Raw genomic sequence first — 18,391 nt, 5'->3', positions numbered from 1 at the left:
CCCATGTAGTTAAATCTTTGTAAGTATATTTTGTGTATTTAAAAACTATATGGGTTTTTTCTAAATATAAATAAAAAGAGAGGTAAATAAAATGGATTTAGATAATACTTTTTACAAAGCATTCTCAAGTACAGATTCTCTCGCATTTATTTTATTTCCAGAATCTAAGCCAATTCTTTTAGGTAGCTTGACAAGTATATCCTACTCAATTCAAAGAAATAAAAAGCCAGTAGCATCAATAGGAAGTACACATGTATCTGGATATACTCGAGGACCTAAGATGATTTCTGGGAAAATGGATTTTACTTTAATAAATCAGAATCTAATAAGTGATTTGACAAATAAAGTTTCAATTTTATCTAATAAAAAAAAGATTAGTTCAGATGAATTGCCCTTATTTGATGTGATGATAGTATCTTTAAATGAATACAAATATGCCACACAAATGATGATATATGGAATAGATATTACCAATGATAGTCAAATTATTTCTATTGAGGATGTTTTTATAAAAAATATAATTCACTTTGTAGCAATGGATTTGAAGGATTTTGCAAATTTAGAAACTCATAAAACAGTATCAAATAATATAAGTAATTCAAATATATACTCAAATTCAGTATTCTATTATGATTTTACGATTGAAGGATATGAATATTCTAAAAAAAGCAATTTGAAAGGCGTTAAATATGACAAATTTAAACTTTGATGATGTAAATAAAAAAAGGAGAGATTATAGTACATATAAAGAAGAGTTTTATGGTAGTTCGGATGTATTGATTTATATAAATGGAAAACATAATAAACAAATATCTGCAATAAAATTTTATGTCAAAGAACAAAGTAAACCTATTTATGGATATACATCTAATACATTTGATAATATAGCTATTGGAAATAGGATAGTATTAGGTTATATAAAAATCCCTGTCAGCAATGCTTTAAAAAATTTCTCTAATTCTTTAGAACAAAATATAAATACTTATGATGAGTCTATTTCAAATAAAGAAGAAAAAATATCTATACCAGATTGGATATATGGATATGATTTAAGAAATCTAAATGATAAATGTATATATGGAGAATATGACAATGTCTTATATAAAAATCAATGTAATGTATATGACAATGATGTCTCATTTCTTTATGATAAATCTCTGTTCTATGTTAATTTTGGTAGCAAATATGATATTAGAATACATTCTGTTCAAACAGCTTTAGTATATATGGGATATATGTATGAGGAACGAAGCTTTAGTGAATTAAAATATGGTTATTATTGTGTGTGTACATATGATATGATTAAGGTTTTTCAAAAAGAACATAAGATAATACCAACTGGAAGATTGTGTAAGAAGACCTGGAGTTTGATATTTAGAAAATTATATTCCAATTATAATATAATTATTTTGAAGAATAGTGAAAAAGAAATCTGTATTAAAGATAAACAAGAAGAGAATCAATATAAATCGCCTTGTAATCTAAAAGCTATAAATTCTTTTATATATGATGAAGTAGAATGTGATTATAATTTGATTGATGGTTTAATAGATGATTGTTATTATGGAGAGAACAAGCAAAAGTTTGACTTAGAAGATTCAGACTATCAACTTTCTTTTAATCCAAATAATATAAATACACTTAAAAAGAGTAAGTTTTCTATAAGTCTTATATATGGAGACAAAAAAGAAAAATATCGAAAAATTATTGGAGTATCACCTATATCAGTAAGTCAAGAAATAGATACAACAGGAAATCCTGTATACGATGTTTATGAATTTATAGCAAAAGATGTAATTGAAATTAACAATTAAATAGTGTTTGGAGGAGATTAAATGAATTATGATGAAAAAAAAATAGATTTATTGGCAAAACAGGCTAAGTTGGATTTAGAATCTCAATATGGAAAAAATATAGATGAAATTGATTTATATGCAGATGTTTTTAATGATGGCAGTAAAAATGAAAAACTGAAAGATTTAGCGTTAGAAGATACACCATTATTTAAAGATGGACCAGGGACAATTCAATTACAAACATGGAAAAAGAAATGGTCTGATTATGATATATATATGATTGATATTTTAAAAAAAAGGTTTATATTTAGAACGATTAATAGATTTGAATATAAGCAGTTATTGTCTCTTCAAAATATTGATACTTTAGAACGTGAAGAAATTATATGCCAAACTGTGACATTATGGCCAGAAAACTATGATTGGAAAGATAATTCTAAGGCAGGATTAGCAACTTCATATTCTGAAGTTATTATGGAGAAGTCAGGTTTTACAAAAGATTTTGTAATAGAGGTAATATAGAATGCTTTCAATACAAGATATTATAAATATAAAAGAAAAAATGGGTTATAAAAAATTAATTCATATCAAATTTGGCACACATGAATATATATTTAAATTGATTAATCTAAATATATATATGAAAGCTAGTATTATTTCTAATACATACGAAGAGTTTAATGATTTTATATGTCAATCTGCATTAATATATCCTGAGGAATTTATTTTTTCAAAAAGTTCAGTGGCAGGATTAACAGATGAAATTTCTAAAAAACTAATTTATGAATCTCATATTTTAGATGAAAGTTCAATAGTAAATTGTTTTGAGGAAAGTAGAGGAAAACTTAATACTTTTTTAGAACAAAGTAAGCTATTTGTAAAAGCAGCATTTCCAGATATTTCCTTTAAAGAAATATGTGATTGGGATTATGAGAAGCTTATGGATATGACAGCTAAGTCTGAATATATTCTTAAACTAAGAGGTGTAGATGTAAATCTTGAATATGACAAAGACTATTTAAATAATAAATCTAATAAAGAATATATGAATAGTCAAAATAAGATAAAAAGTTTAAACAAGAAAAACCTCAAAATTAATTATATAAAACCTAAATACTATCATCTAGATTCTAATAAATTTATAAATACAAAATGGGACACTCCAGATAAACTAAAAGTGATAGAGAATAAAAATATACAAAAACTAAATATAGAAACTAAATATATAGACTCAAATGTTTTGAACATAGGGAATAAAAATAATAAAGATAATATTACTTATTCAATATGTAAAAAAGATAATAATAAAGACTCTACTGAAAATGAAGATGACTTTAAAAATGGTAATTATAGAATTAATTCTAAAATAAATGATTTTTATATCGACGAAAGTTTAAAAGATTATAACAACATATCAAAGATTCATTTAGAAATAAGAGATATTTTAAATAGAGCAGGATATAAAAATATTGATATAAATTATATTTTAGGTGGAAAAGATTCAAATATAGATTTAGATTTTTATGAAAACAGACTTGAAAAACTTAAAATAAAGATGTTAAAAATGATTGGAGATATTATACATGAATAGTATAAATAATATTGAAGAAAAATTTTATGAAGAATATGAAAACTTTTTATTAGGAAGAGGAATAAAAGCTAAGGTAGTTTTTAATAATATTAAATCTAAATTAAATGACGAATATTATAATTCAGAAAGTAAAGATAACATAATAGAAGATGATATTTTGATAAACAATGATAAAGCATTAAATATGAAAATATCTGCTCAATCCCCTTTAGATGCTAATATAGATTATGGTGAAAAGATTATAAAAAAATTATTTAAAAATATAAAAAATTTAAATATAAGAACTACAATACAAGATGATAGAAAAGATATAACAAGCGATGAAATTGAAAGCATAATATCTAAAATCATTTTATGAATTTATAAAAGTACTTATGAGCTAAAGAGGGTGAATTTATGGGTAATGAGTCTAATAAAAGTTCAAATCAATCATATTATGGAGCTATTGCTCAGGAAATAACAGATAGAGATAGTCAAGAAATAGTTAATATGCTATATAAAGAAGCAACACTTAGAAACTTAAGTAATAAATATAAACCTTTAAGTTATTATGAATATATTCAGTATGAACATAGACTCAAATATAAAGACAATGTTGATAATATTTTTAGAATAGGAGATTGCTGTTTTGAAATACCTCCAGAATATATAAGTGTAACTTCTACGAATGATGGTGAAAGTTTTAATGAAAATAGGTTTGCAAATATAGGACAATCTAAAAAACAGAATATAAGAAGAGAAATATTTGTAAACTTAATGACAAATGGTATAAATCAAGTTAATGGATATAAGGTGGAATCACCATTTGATTTCAAATATTATGTAGATGGATTAAGAAATTTAATTTGTCAATTTAAATATACTCCATTTGTTCCAATTGAATGTAAAGTTGTGAATAATGCAAATGGTATAAATAATGTGGTCTTAAAAAGTATGTCAGTTGAAACTGTAGAAGGTTTTTCTGAGAGTCTAAGAATTAAAATAATTATGGAAGAGCTTAATGTAAATCCTTATTTTAATAAAGATTATGTCTCATTAGATAACCATATAGATTGGGATTTGTATAGATTTTATACTCAAAAAAATCTTGAAAATTCTAATTTATCGAGGATTAATAAGATAAAGTCAGTAAACTTTACTGGTAAATTTACATTTAAAAAATTACACTCAAAAAATATAGATTCCAATAAAATAAAGAGCAAAACCACAACAACAAATAAAATTTATTTTGATGAAATATTAAGTGATAAAGAAAATGTGTATCTTACATATATCAATTTTAATTTAAATAATATATTTTCTAACATAAAACTAAATAATGGTGAAATACCAACAAAACAATACATGGGATTTGATAAAATTGACTTTGTGTTTGTATTTAAAACTAGTGATGAGAGTATAATAAAAAAATTCAACAAATTAAATAATAAAAATAGAAATTTTGAAAATGAAAATATAGATATTATAAAAGTGGAAAATGAACTTGTTAATTTGACTGGCACAGAATACATAATGATAAAAGATGTTCAAGTAGATACTGTTTTAGGATTTTCTGGACTATACAATATAACTATTAAATGTAGAAGTTATGATATAGATAAAATCCAAAAGACTAAACCAATAGGATTTAGACCATTCGATGAAGTTAAGGAAACAAATGGATATGAATATAATGAAATTCCTGAGGGTAGATTAGGTACAAAAGAGGATTTTATAGATTGTACATCTAGAGGTATAGATAGGAAAACTATGCAAGATATTTGTGTTAACAAGAAAATTATGTATTTAGAAATGTATCCAACTCTAAATTTACCAAAATATTACGAAATAGACAATGCTATACAAAATATAAGAGATTTTAGATTTAAAAATGGAGTTAAACAAACATCTCTTATAAAATATCCTAGAACAGATATTGTTATGAATAAAATAGAAGAAAATGAAAAATATAATGGTTTTGTAGAACCAGATTTTTATATTATATATCCTGATAAATTTGAATTTAATAAAGTTAATGTACAACTAGAAAATATTAAATCAGATACAGTTATAGAACCAGAATATAAATATGGATATGAACCTCAAGATATAAATAAATTGGAGAACGAATTTAGAAAAGAGCTACATTCTGATGAGAATTTAATATTTAAGAATGAAAATTTTAATAAAATACATGGTAATGAGATTGGAAAATTTAATATTGAACAAGTAAAACCAAAGCAATCCTTTAAAAAACTTCCTGAGAATAATCCAAGTACAGTTGTAGAAAATATGTTAGTGGATGAATTTTTATATTCACAAAAAGGTACATTTACTAGAGCATTTCCAAACTTTATATTTATGTTATGTGATGAAGATGTAGACTTTTTAGAGGTGAAAAAAAGTTGGACAAACTACTATATATACAAATCTGTTGTAGATATAAAAATATCTCAAAATGTTGATTCTCCCATATCAAGTGCAAAAGTAATCATTTCTAATGATTTTAATAATAAGAAAAATTTAGATGATAATAATTATATAAAAAATGATGTTTTAAATATATTTAATAAAAATCAACCTATATCATCAAAATGTTCAGAGGAATATAAAATAGATTCAAAATCTGAAATTGATTTAGATATAGTAGAAAAGAGAAATAAATTAGACAGTCAAGAAGTTTTAAAAGAAGGAACCAGAGTACATATTCGTATGGGGTATGGTTCAAATCCTTCAAAATATCCAGTTGTATTTAATGGAATTATAGTTGGAATAAATATCTCAAAAGATAATATATCAATAGAAGCAAAATCAGATGGTATAGAGCTTACAGATAAATATCTAGATGAAAAAATGAATTTTTCAGATGACAATATAGATTTAAAAAAAGATGCAAGTAATATAATATTAGATTTAATAAGTAAGAGAAATTTAAAAATAGAATACCAAAACGTTGAATGTAATGAAAAAAATCTTAAGAGTAAATACGGTGTAGAGCATTTTGGTATGTACGATTCTAATTCTATAGGAACTTACAGATCAATTCAAAATGACATATCTAAAAATATATATTTAAGTAATTATAAAGGAATATACTTCAATGATATTCAGAATATTGATTATATAGGAGAATCGATTTATGAGTTTTTACCAATAGGTAAAAAGATATGGGATATATGTAAAATGAGTGAAAAATCTATGCCTGAATTTATAGTATATCCAAGACCGTTTTTATTTGAACATAGATTGTTTTTTGGTTTACCTATTTGGATGTATAAATTTAATATAAACAATATAAAAAATGATATATATGAGTACTCTAAGGCTTTTTCACAAATGCATATAGTAGATTTTTATGACTCAATTATAGATAATAATATAATTATAGATAATAATAATTTAATAACAAATGTAAGAGGAATCTATAATGTATTAGGTAATTTAGAATCTACACCTTTTATAATAAGTGATAGCAATATAAAATGGTCAAACCAAAAGCTTAAAGTATTAGACAATTCAAGAATACAAAATTTTAATGTATTTTCTAACTTAGAGGATAAAACTTTAAAATACAGAGAATTATATGCAAATAATAGACATATGGCCATAAGAAATTGTATATCAGAAATTCAAAACTCATGGAAAGAAGCTTACGATGGCGAGTTGATTATTACAGGAAAACCGCAAATAAATGTATATGATTTAATAGCAATTAATGATTTGTTTGGAGGAACAGTAGGTGTATGTTTAGCAAAGAAAGTAACACATTCACTAAGTATGAAAACTGGATTTACAACATCAATTACTCCAGGTTTGTTAACTACAAATTCATTAAAATATAGCGGTATGAGTAATGTACTAAAATCATGTAATAAAGTATTATTTTATGTATCAAATATATTAAATAATGAAAGATTAGCAAATCTAAACGATACAACTGATAAATTTAAACGGACAAGATTATATAATTATGAAAATCTAAATAATATGCTTACTACACAATATGAAATGTTTAATTATAAAAACACTATAATTACATATCCATTATATAAAGTCTAATTCATATATGAAGTTTAATCTAAAGTAGGGGGGATTATGTGAAGCTCAAAGATAAATTAATAGATAACATCATAGATCCATATTCAAATACAATATTTACAACTTCTATAGGAAAAGTCATAGATTTTAATATGCATAAAAATACAGCAGATATATATGTAGAGAATGTAAAAGGTAATAGTGCAGTTTTTTCAAACGTACCTTTTCAAAATATAGGAGAAGGAGTTCATCTATTACCATTAGAAAAAGATGATAAAGTCTATATACAATTTAATAATGGTTCTGTATTTCAGCCTAAGATAACAGGAATAGCAAATGAATCTCACCAATATCTATCAAGAAAAAGAAAAACTCACATTAGAGATGGATGTCTGTTATCAAATATAAAGAGAGACTCAAGAGAAATAACTAAGAAAATGAGTGAGACTTGGTTAGATTATGATAATAAAGATAAATCAAAATATAAAGACTTTATGGATAAAAATCCTATTGATAGTGTTTTAGAAAAAATAGAAGGAAAAGGAAGTTTTGCAGGTAATGAAGTTGGTATATATCATCCTAAGAAATCTTCAATTGTAAAATTAAGAGATGATAGCAGTATAGACATATTTACAGCAACTAATGTTGGATTAAGGATAAATGCTGAAAATAAAACTATAGAAGTTTTTGGAGATTTTTCTACTAAATCAGAAAACTGGTCAATAATCTCAAATAATATAAATATATGTGCTGAAGATAAAATTATTTTATCTGGAAGTGAGATAGTTATTGATACAAAAAAGATAGAAATAAATGGAGTAGATAAAAATGTTTGATTTTTGCATAACAGATAGTGGAGAACTTATATATGATAATAATTCCAATAATTTGCTATATTTAAATTCAGATGATTTACTTAGACAAAAATGTATTTGTAGAATAAAATCTGTAACAAAAGATTGGTTTAATGTGGACTATATAGGTTCAGATATAGAAAAATTTTTAGGAAAACTAAATAATAAAGATACGCTAGATTCAATTATAGCATCTATTGAAAATGCATTATTTTATGACAGGTTGGTTGGAGAAAATAATTTGTTTTTTATACCTAAAATACACAGAAATAAGATAGAATTATTAATTTTCATAAAAGAAAGAAGAAATAACAATCCGATTGTTATTAACATGGAAATTGACATAGTTAGTGGGGTGAAAATCAAGTATGATATTAATACACAATAAAAATTTTGAATCTCTGGTTAAAGAAACAGAAGTTGAGTTAAATAAAATTGGGTTTGACACAAGCCCTGGTTCTATAGCTAAACTTTTTTCTGACATAATAAATAAAAATATATCAGAATTTTATGATGTACTTACAATGAGCCATCTTCAAGCTTTTGTAACTACAGCTACAGGCAAATTTTTAAACGCTATAGGTTTATTAGTGGGATGCAAAAGATTATTTGAAGAATCAGATGAAGATTACCGAAAAAGAATTACTCATCAAACATTAACTTTGGCTAAGGCAAATGAAACTTCAATAAGATTAGCCGTTTTAAGTATAGAAGGTGTAAAAGATGTAATATTAAAAAGATACTCTCATGGTCCAGGCAGTATGACTATTGTGCCAATAGCTGAAAATATAGGTGATGAAGAATTGCTTTCAAGTGTAAAAAAAGCATTATTAGATATAACATCATTTGGAGAAAAGGTTGTAGTAAAGTTACCTAATTTTAAATATCTAAAGTTAAATATAGATTTAGTTTTTTCTTCATATGTGGATGAAATAGAGAAACAGTCTATAAGAGTGTCTGTAAGAGAAAAAATTATAAGCTATATAAATTCAATAAATATAGGAGAATCACTATTTATAAATGAACTGACTCAAAGAATAATGCAAGTTAGTGATTCTATACTAACTTATTCTTGTAACAGTATTAAGATAAACAATAAAAATTGTTTGTTAATTAATCATGATTGCAGATGGGATGAGAAATTTATTGTTTCTCCAGATGAGGATTCTGTAGTAATTATATAGGGGACATAATGACTGAAAACGTATATTTGGAATTAATAAAGAGTTTTGTAGCAATTATAACTGCAATTATCACTGTAGTTGGAGCTTACTTAGGTAGAAAAAAATATAAGATAAAGAATAAAGAACAGTATAGAGCCAAAAATAATCAGTTAATGTTGTATTCGCATCCAATATTTAAAAAAATAGAGCTAAATAAAAATATTATAAAAATACATTTTACACTTGAAAATAAGGGAAAAGAGGCTGTTTTTAGAGAAATATTAATTAATCATATGAATATATTTAAAATTCATGCTTTAAAACTATGTAAAAAAGTGGATTCTGGAAAGATTGTGGATACAGATGAATTATATACAGAGAGTGTTTATACATTAAATAATATTATTGCTGATTTGAAAAGTTTTTATAAAGATAGCAATTGCTATTCACAAGAAGAAGTAAATGTACTTGATATAGTAATGGATAAGTATAATCATTGGAATTCAGATAGGCAACAGGAAATAGTTGCTAGGATTCAAGAAATTTGTGTATCTGCTTTTTATACAGATATATACAATAAGTCTATAACAGTATTTGACACACTTCTATTTGTAATGAATGATATTATGTTTGATGCAAATAAAACATTAAATAATTTAAATGGAGATTTAGTAGGGCTTAAGTTTAGAGGAGTGATTATCTAAATGAAAGAAAGTGATTTTGCAAGATATACAGAAAAAATAAGATCAATGCTTCCCTTTTGGTTTGAAATGAAGAAAAACCCTAACAAATCTATTGGGATTGAGTTTTTAAATATCTTTGGCATGGAGTTAGATGAAATAGAAGAAATGTTGCTTTATGCTTCAAAGCAAATCTATATTGAGTCAGCAGATGAGGATTTTGTCGATTTGGTATATAAAGTTTTATTACCAAGTAACTTTAATGTAAATAATATTTCTATGGTGTATACAAATCAACTTATACTTGAAAGAAGTTGGGATTTGTATACTTTTTTTGGAATAAAGAAAAATGAAAAAAATTTAGAAAACAACATAAGTCAGCCAGATTATTATTTTATTGATAAAAAGAAAAAAGTAATTTATGTTAGAGAATCATATGATAAAGAAGAAGATTTGCCTTTTGGGAAAATAAAAGTAAAGTGCAATAATAAAGAATTTTTATTTGAGTTAAATTTACATCATGTATGGAATTTTTTTGATGAGTTTGGTTTTTTAGTAGGATGTTCTAGGCTTAAAGGAGAAAAGAACCATGAATATAAGCTTAGAATTCTTGATGTTTTTAAAAATCCAGCTAATTCCACAAAACGAGGTCTTGCCAATGGAATTTCAAGAGAGCTTGGAATTAGAGAAGTAAAAGAATGGAAAGATATGAGTAAAGATTTTGTTATATCTGAAAAGATGGTTTTGGTAAATACTATATTAGTAGATAACAACTTAATAACTTTAGATGATGTTTACATCACTTCTACAGGAGAAATTCTATTAAAAGGAAATCCTGATAAAAAAAATCAATCATCAGTTGTTTCTTTTATAAAGAGTCTTGAAATGTATGAATTAGTAGATATAAATAATAAAAAATTAAGTATAGAATTATATAATTCAGATGCAACCCCAACCAAGTTATTAATTGATTATGTAACAAAGATAAAAGAAGATACTTCAATTTTTTGGAATGATTTTAAGTATGATGAAGATATATGGGTAAGAGAAGATGAAGATTATGACAATAGTTTTTCGTTTTTACCAACATTTCTTGACTCAAGTATAAAAGGTTTTTCAAAATATGGATATTATAAAAAGTAGACTGGAGGTGAAAAGATGGAAGAAGAAAAGAGTACAATTATGAAAGAAAATGAAATACCAAATCATACTAAATTTGAATTGCCAGAAAGAGTGGAAATGGTTCCACATATAAATACTAATATAGCAAGTAGAATGAAAGCTTTTCAATCTGGAATAGGAGATTATAATGATTGTAAGTTATATAAATCAGAAGATACTACATATAAAAAGACATTTAAACTGTTAAATAAAATATATGGAATAAGAGCAAGTAACAAAGTGAAATACAACACTATAAAATTTTATTATAGATATAAGATGGAAGCAAAAACTAATTATATAACTTATGATTCTAAAGTAAGAGTGAAAGTAAGCGCAAGAGAAGTATCTTCAATTGGGGAAAAAATTGAAGGAGAACCATTTGGACCAACTTACACATCTGAACTAACTTTAGATTATATATTTGATGAATATACTCAAGTAGCAGATATTTATTTATATAGTTTGATGCCAGAATTAAAAAATAAGGATTATTCAAAGCGATATAAATTTGATATAGAAGTTTATGATATAAAAGGACCAGTAAGAATATATTCATATACGCATGGATATAGGGATTTTTTAGAAGATAATGAAACTGATAATAGGGTTGAATTTAGTGAATATGGTTATTTTGACCATAAGGTGTGTATAAAAGCGATAGAAGTTACAAGACAAAAAGAGTATATAGAGATATTTCCACCATTAGAATATGATTCGCTTGTTGGAGTTATAAATGGAGATTTTCAGGTATCAGAAAATGGTAAAAAAGATATGATTGATACAGCTCCACCCTTTGAAGCTTCTATTGATGTTTATGATAGAAAATATTATTGTATCATAGAAAAATTTAGCCCAGAAGAAGCTTATGTTTTATATGAATTTGAAAATCAAGTAGACGAAGATAATTATACTCTAATCAATGGAGATAAAATAAAATTTTATTCAGATTCTATAATTGCAGATTCAACTGAATATAAGGAGTTTTTAGGCCAAGTTGATAGAGGGGAATTCATAATTGATGATAATAGAAAACACACTTATATATATGGTCTTACCGAATTTAATTTAAATTCAACTGAGTATAAGAGGTTTGAGCTTGTAGTGGAAGCTAGTATAAGTGATGTGGTGATTTTAGATTATCCCAAAGTGCTTACTATAAGATATGGTCATATTGATGATATTATAATTGTGTCTTTAAGGACATTACAAAATGCTTTAGCACGTTGGTGTCCAAGTATACATAATGGATATTATTATTATAATCAAGATGAGTATTATTTATATAATAAATGCAATATGAATGGTCAAGAAAAAGTATTACAGGATGCTTTTAATAAATTTAGAGTATTAATAAAAGTTACATTGAATGTATCAGAGTCAGAAGGAAAATTTGAAAGATACGATATTAGAAAAACTAATAAAAAAGACTTATTACTTGACAGTTCAAAATTTTTCTACAAAGATAATATGCTGTGGCCAAAACCAACAAAATGTTATAACGATTATTATTATGACTTTCTTGATGAATATATTTATGAAACAACACCATTTGTATTCAACAAAAAACCTACATCCATTCAAGAAATATCATGGATACAAAAATCTAGTCTATTCAGTACTGTAGATGTATATTATGTAGGGCATAATGATATTTATGGAGAATGGATGCAACCAGTTAAATTGATTTATGGACAACCCATTCCTCAAAATTTAATACTATGCAAAGTATTTAAATTAAGGTTTGTACTCAAACCGTCTAAAATGCCTAAACTACAACATCGAGAATTAATTTATGAATGTGAGTCTGATTGGAGAAATTTTATTGACTCTTTCTTGAGTTTCAATTTTTATTATAGAGAAGAAGTATTGATGCCATTATCAGATAATTCTATTTCAGTATCTATAACTAATATAATTGATTTAGGAGATACAGTAGAAGAATCAGCAGATTTAAGATATATAATGCCAGCAATGAAGTTTGATGGAAAAGTAGAATTTTATATACAGGATGATAATGTGTTGATTAATCTAGAAGGAAAACTAAACTCAGATAAATGGATTCAAGTAGAAAATAATACAAAGATTGAAACTAAGAGATTTGTGAGATTTAAAATTGTTTTGAAAGAGGGAGCAAAATTATATAGTTTAAATCTAAAAGTTGGAAGATATGAGTATACAGGAATGAATTTAGAAACATTTGTACCTGCGATAGGAAATATACAAGTTAAAGCCACTTATAATCCTACAGAACACTCATCTAAATATGAAAATATAACATCATATAATCTACCATATGATACCCAACAATATACAATTATAAAAAATATTGAGGAATATGCAGAGGCAGTCGCAAAAGCAAATGATTTCAAAGTAGAAAATATTCAAAGTATAAAATTTACCAAAGTAGATGTATATTCTGAAGAATATAATCTTTTATATGATGGTGAAGGTAAAATAACTAAAAAACCATTAAAAGCACAATCATTATATGTATCTCAAAATGATTTTATAGCAGAATTAGACCAAGATGGAATAATATTTAAGGTTCCATATACTAAAACTATAAGAATGTCTCCTATACCACAACAATATTCACCTATTATTATATATGAAATTGGAATAGAGGAACCATATACTCAAGTATTTTTTATAAGTAAAACAGGAGAATATTCACTTGAAAATGAAGAAAAATTTGAATCTCTAGGATTTAAAACTTTATACTTACAAAATATAGGTATAGATGAGACAACCATAGAGATTACAATAAATGATATATCAATGAATAACTATAATATTGAAAATAATGTTGTAGTTTTTGAAAAGGAAATTCCTAAAGGAAGTACAATAAATGTTAGATACAAAATTAAGAACTCTTTTATAGCTTTATATGACTATGAAAAAGATGAAGTTGAAATAAAATTGCATAAATTTGAAGAAAAATACCCAACTAAGGTGAAGGTATATTTTGAAACTCATAAAACATCTTCACTAAAAGAATTAAAGCATATATCATTAAATCCAATCTACAATACCCTATACAATGGATATATATACATATCAGACTATACTTTAGAACCTTACTTTTTAAAGATTTACTCAGAAAACAACTTTATATTTGCAAATGGAAAAGATGATATAAGCATCTTAATATCAGTAACAGATAAATATAATAATCCAATTGAAGGTGCATCTGTAAACGTAGAAGCTGCTCTTGGAACAATAGAAAAATTAAATGATAGAACTGATATTAATGGAATAATTGCATGTATTTATACAAGTTGGACAGGCAATTGTATAGATGTTATAAAAGCAATTGCCAATGAAAATGCTAAAGATGAAATTAATATAGTAAATAGAAAAATATAGATAAGTTACAAAAGGGGAATGTTTTATGGATATTAGTAAACTGAAAACATTAAATTATAAGATTACAAATGGGTCTAACCTTCAAGGAGCTATTCTGATAAATGATGGTCAAATAAATTCTTTAGGAGATGCATATAAAAAAGGCTCTATTGAAGAAGAGACTTTTTTAAAATTAGCTGGAGATGTTACTTTTAATATTTCAAACAATATAATTTATTTTAATTATTATGCAAATGATTTATACATAGGAGAAGACTCTTTTGATTTTGTTGTGAAATTAGAAAATGGTATGACATATATTCAAACAATCGATATTTTAATTGAGCAAAAAATAGTACCTATAAATTCAAAAGAAAGATTTATAGAAATATATTTTGATGATGAACAAGAAGATAGAGTAAATGTGAATATATCAAGCAATGTTGACCAATCTATAGAGTTACCAACCACAGTAGTTTATAGTTCAACAGATAAAGAATTTAATATTGATAAATGTGTTGAAACTAATGATGCTATAAATAACTTTAGTGTAATACCATACCCTTTATATGATTGTAAGGTTGAGATAGTGACTAAAGTTAAGAATGATATAGTAAATAATGGAGCAAGTATAAAAGTAATTAACAGTGCCAATATATCCTTTATAAAAAATAAGAAGTTTTTAGGGGATGAATATGGAAAAATTATATTTAAAAACTTTGTAAATAAAGAATACAATATTGATTCACCTACAAGAGAAATAGTTTATATAGTCTGGCATGCAAGAACAATTGCAACCGAATATAATCCTAAAGATGATATTGTAGTAAATCAAAGACCTGATATAAGTACGCCTGATTTCAAAATACCTACTATAGATTATCCGCAAGCACCAAAATATGAATCTATTTTGGAAAAAGAAGAATGTATATCGGGAGATTTATTTTCCAATACAAAAGTGCATAAGGAAATCGATAATAAAGGTAATAAATCTATTAAACTTGGAAGAAATATTCCAAGTGGAGCAGTAAATTTAGCCTATTATTATAATACAATAGCATCTCTAGATGATACTGTTTCTGTAATAGAAACCAATACCAATAATGTAACATTGCATTTTGTTGATGATTGGATTCATAAAAGAAACTTAGCTACAAAAAATGAAGATTATTTTCCAGAGACTATTGAGTTTGATGGTGAAAAAGGTACAGAATTAGAAGGATATTGGGGAATTTTATACAGAGACTTTGTTATGTGGGATGAATCTACTATCACTGATTTCAAGCCAGAACATAAAGTTCAACATGAGGAATTTCAAGGTCTATTAGCAAAAAGAGTGCCTATAGATAAGATATACAATGATGGTGATAGATATGGTGTTTTAAATCTGACAAATTCGATATTCGAAGCTATAAATTTTGTTGAAACTGATAATGAATTGATTGACTATAATCCCAAAACTTATAATGCATATACGCGATATGAAGGTTTAGTTAGGAAATTAAAAGTATTATATAATGGGTCAGCTAAGTACAGTGGTGTTGTAAATAAAAAAGATGAGATATCAAATCTATATCCAGAACAGTCAAAGGAAATAATAATGTATCCAGATGAAAGTGGTCTTTTACATAAGATTAATGGAGAATATTTGGTAGATGATGATTTATTTTATATAACAAATAAATTTAAGGACAATGTTCCATTGTATTACAAATATAAGTTAAAGTACAAAATTTATGATAATGTTGGATTAGATATAAATGGTCTGTATAATTCAGAAAACATAAGTCTTGTTTCAGGAAATAATTATCCAATAGATGAAAATAAATTTAAGTATAAGGTCTTTGTAGAAAAAACTAAATATGAAAATGTATATGATGCATATATATATACATCATTTATTCCAACTATAGAAAATCCTATATATGTTATGTATGATGGTTTGTCAGAAGAAGCTTATAGAAAAGACAGTGTAAATCCTTTAGAAATCAAAGTAGGAATACTTGAAAAAATAAATCCAGTTCAATGTTGTGACTTAGAGTCGTATAAAGTGAATAGGCTTCAAGGCATAACAAATAAGTCTTCTATAGAAGTGTTCGAATATGAAATATTAGAGGATAAAAGAGCCAAAATACAAATTGAATATATTATAGTGGCTGATGATTTGGAAATAGCACCTATTACAAAGGAAATAATAAATAAAAAATATGCATTATATTCAGAACTCGATAGTTTTAAGAATGAAGATATGATTATATCTGAAAAGGATACAAACGGATATATGACAGCAAGAGATATATTTATGAAGTATTCATCTGATGAAGATAGAGACAAAATAAATGAAAATTCAACTTTTAGAGTTAAATATAATATTCAAAATTTAAATACCATGTATTCAAAGGATAAAACTTTGATATATACAGCATCAGATGGAAATGGATTTATATATGGGAGAACATATGAAGATACTGGATTTCCAGAACAAAATTCAAGTATTATTGGAAATAATAAAAACACTAGAACCTTAGATAAAGATTCTATATATAAGTCAGCTAATGGAAAAGTTTATAAAGGATATTCAGTATTATGTAGAAACATAAATCAAATTATTGTGGGAACACCTCTAGAAAAAGAACCTTTAAAAGGATGGTTCCCAACCATTAAATATGCTTATTTCAGTAAAAAATACGAAAGAATTGATAAAACAATAGAACTTATATATTCTATACCAGAATACGACTTACAAATATTTGGAAAATATGGGAAGCCATACATTGATATATCTGAAGAAAAGGGAAGTTTTGTTGGAAATAATACTATTAAAGTAAAGAATACTCCAATGTATATAAAAGTAGATAATAGTTGGAAACCAACTAATTTAAGAGTTTATAAAATATTAAGTGATAAAAATAAAAAAGAACTTGAAATAAAAGGATTTAATTTCAAGTATGGATTTATAGAAATTAATGATTCAATAAGTGACAATGATAAAATACTAGTAGATTATAGCTATGAAGAAAAAAACCTTCATTATAGAGGCTATTATAAAAATCAAGATAAAAATAGTAAAATTATAGATTTAAATTTAAATCCAAATATGTATAGTTTTTATACAGACACTTCAAATGAGATAAATGAAATGAGAAATTCATATGATTTATTTAATCGAACAATCCATTTCTTTTTAAAGCCGATGAGAATAATAGATAGAGGGACAGGTGATATTCTAAAAGACAACTATTTTTGTGTATATCATAAATTTGATAATCAAGAAGCCTTAGAACCATTCGATTTACATATAGGTAGAATTTTTGTAAGACATCATACCTCGCTAAAGTCTACAAATCTAATAGATACTAGATTAAGAGGTGGAGGTATTATCAAAGAAATGGAAGATAGACTTCGTCGAGATTTAGAGCCTGAAAGCGACTATTATTTAGATATTGGTACACTTGATGGTAAACCATATCAAGAAAACTCTGTAATTATAATAAGAATAGATAGTAAGTTACTTTATAAAAATGGTGGAAGGTTTTCTGAAGAAGATATTAAAAAAGCTGTTCAAAAATGGGCTGCCTATGGTAGTTATCCTATTATTGAATTTGTAGATGTAATAGGAGATGAGGAATTGCCTCAAACTAGCATAGAAGTCCATAAAAATATAGACAATCAAAAACATATCAGACCAAGTATATGGATAGAAAATGTGAACTATAATGTATAACATAATTTGAGATTCATAAAAAATATATTTAAATGAAACTCGTTAAAAAACAAATAA

The 18,391-nt window shown here is 25.2% G+C and carries 13 protein-coding genes; all 13 read left to right on the top strand.

Annotated features, from left to right (window positions below):
• The first annotated feature begins 91 nt into the window (after positions 1-91).
• The 13 genes from ACTG46_RS12545 to ACTG46_RS12485 are packed head-to-tail and all read left to right on the top strand — an operon-like array spanning position 92 to position 18,334.
• Entirely contained in the window at positions 92-709 is a 618-nt protein-coding gene (locus tag ACTG46_RS12545) for a hypothetical protein (protein WP_054270799.1), read from the top strand.
• Positions 690-1,814 carry a hypothetical protein gene (locus ACTG46_RS12540; protein WP_479922922.1) on the top strand — a complete coding sequence of 375 codons (1,125 nt, stop codon included), beginning with the start codon at positions 690-692 and terminating at the stop codon, positions 1,812-1,814. Before ACTG46_RS12545 ends, ACTG46_RS12540 begins: the two co-directional genes overlap by 20 nt.
• A 21-nt stretch (positions 1,815-1,835) precedes the next feature.
• Positions 1,836-2,318, top strand: coding sequence for a hypothetical protein (locus ACTG46_RS12535; protein WP_169469963.1), 483 nt, complete (start codon positions 1,836-1,838; stop codon positions 2,316-2,318).
• 1 nt (position 2,319) lies between these two features.
• Positions 2,320-3,387, top strand: a complete 1,068-nt coding sequence (locus ACTG46_RS12530; protein ID WP_479922921.1) for a hypothetical protein — start codon at positions 2,320-2,322, stop codon at positions 3,385-3,387.
• Positions 3,380-3,745: a hypothetical protein gene (locus ACTG46_RS12525; protein ID WP_054270795.1), complete on the top strand. Its 366-nt coding sequence runs from the start codon at positions 3,380-3,382 to the stop codon at positions 3,743-3,745. Before ACTG46_RS12530 ends, ACTG46_RS12525 begins: the two co-directional genes overlap by 8 nt.
• Positions 3,746-3,783: 38 nt before the next feature.
• A complete protein-coding gene (locus ACTG46_RS12520; RefSeq protein ID WP_479922920.1) occupies positions 3,784-7,425 on the top strand; it encodes a hypothetical protein in 3,642 nt (1,213 codons plus the stop codon).
• Between the two features lie 38 nt (positions 7,426-7,463).
• The gene (locus ACTG46_RS12515) at positions 7,464-8,240 is read left to right on the top strand and encodes a hypothetical protein (protein WP_054277047.1); all 777 of its coding nucleotides are present in this window, start codon (positions 7,464-7,466) and stop codon (positions 8,238-8,240) included.
• Complete coding sequence (locus ACTG46_RS12510; RefSeq protein WP_054270754.1) at positions 8,233-8,646, top strand: hypothetical protein; 414 nt, start codon at positions 8,233-8,235, stop codon at positions 8,644-8,646. Before ACTG46_RS12515 ends, ACTG46_RS12510 begins: the two co-directional genes overlap by 8 nt.
• Entirely contained in the window at positions 8,627-9,442 is an 816-nt protein-coding gene (locus tag ACTG46_RS12505) for a baseplate J/gp47 family protein (RefSeq protein ID WP_169469966.1), read from the top strand. Before ACTG46_RS12510 ends, ACTG46_RS12505 begins: the two co-directional genes overlap by 20 nt.
• An 8-nt stretch (positions 9,443-9,450) precedes the next feature.
• Entirely contained in the window at positions 9,451-10,125 is a 675-nt protein-coding gene (locus ACTG46_RS12500; protein WP_054277045.1) for a hypothetical protein, read from the top strand.
• Positions 10,126-11,244 carry a hypothetical protein gene (locus ACTG46_RS12495; protein WP_479922919.1) on the top strand — a complete coding sequence of 373 codons (1,119 nt, stop codon included), beginning with the start codon at positions 10,126-10,128 and terminating at the stop codon, positions 11,242-11,244. It abuts the gene before it with no gap.
• Between the two features lie 15 nt (positions 11,245-11,259).
• Positions 11,260-14,631, top strand: a complete 3,372-nt coding sequence (locus ACTG46_RS12490; protein ID WP_479922918.1) for an Ig-like domain-containing protein — start codon at positions 11,260-11,262, stop codon at positions 14,629-14,631.
• Positions 14,632-14,656: 25 nt separating this feature from the next.
• Positions 14,657-18,334, top strand: coding sequence for a hypothetical protein (locus ACTG46_RS12485; protein WP_479922917.1), 3,678 nt, complete (start codon positions 14,657-14,659; stop codon positions 18,332-18,334).
• The last annotated feature ends 57 nt before the right edge of the window (positions 18,335-18,391 follow it).

The sequence above is a fragment of the Clostridioides sp. LIBA-7678 genome (assembly GCF_056716065.1).
Note: the sequence above shows the minus strand (reverse complement) of the source record. Positions and strands in the feature narration are given on the sequence as shown.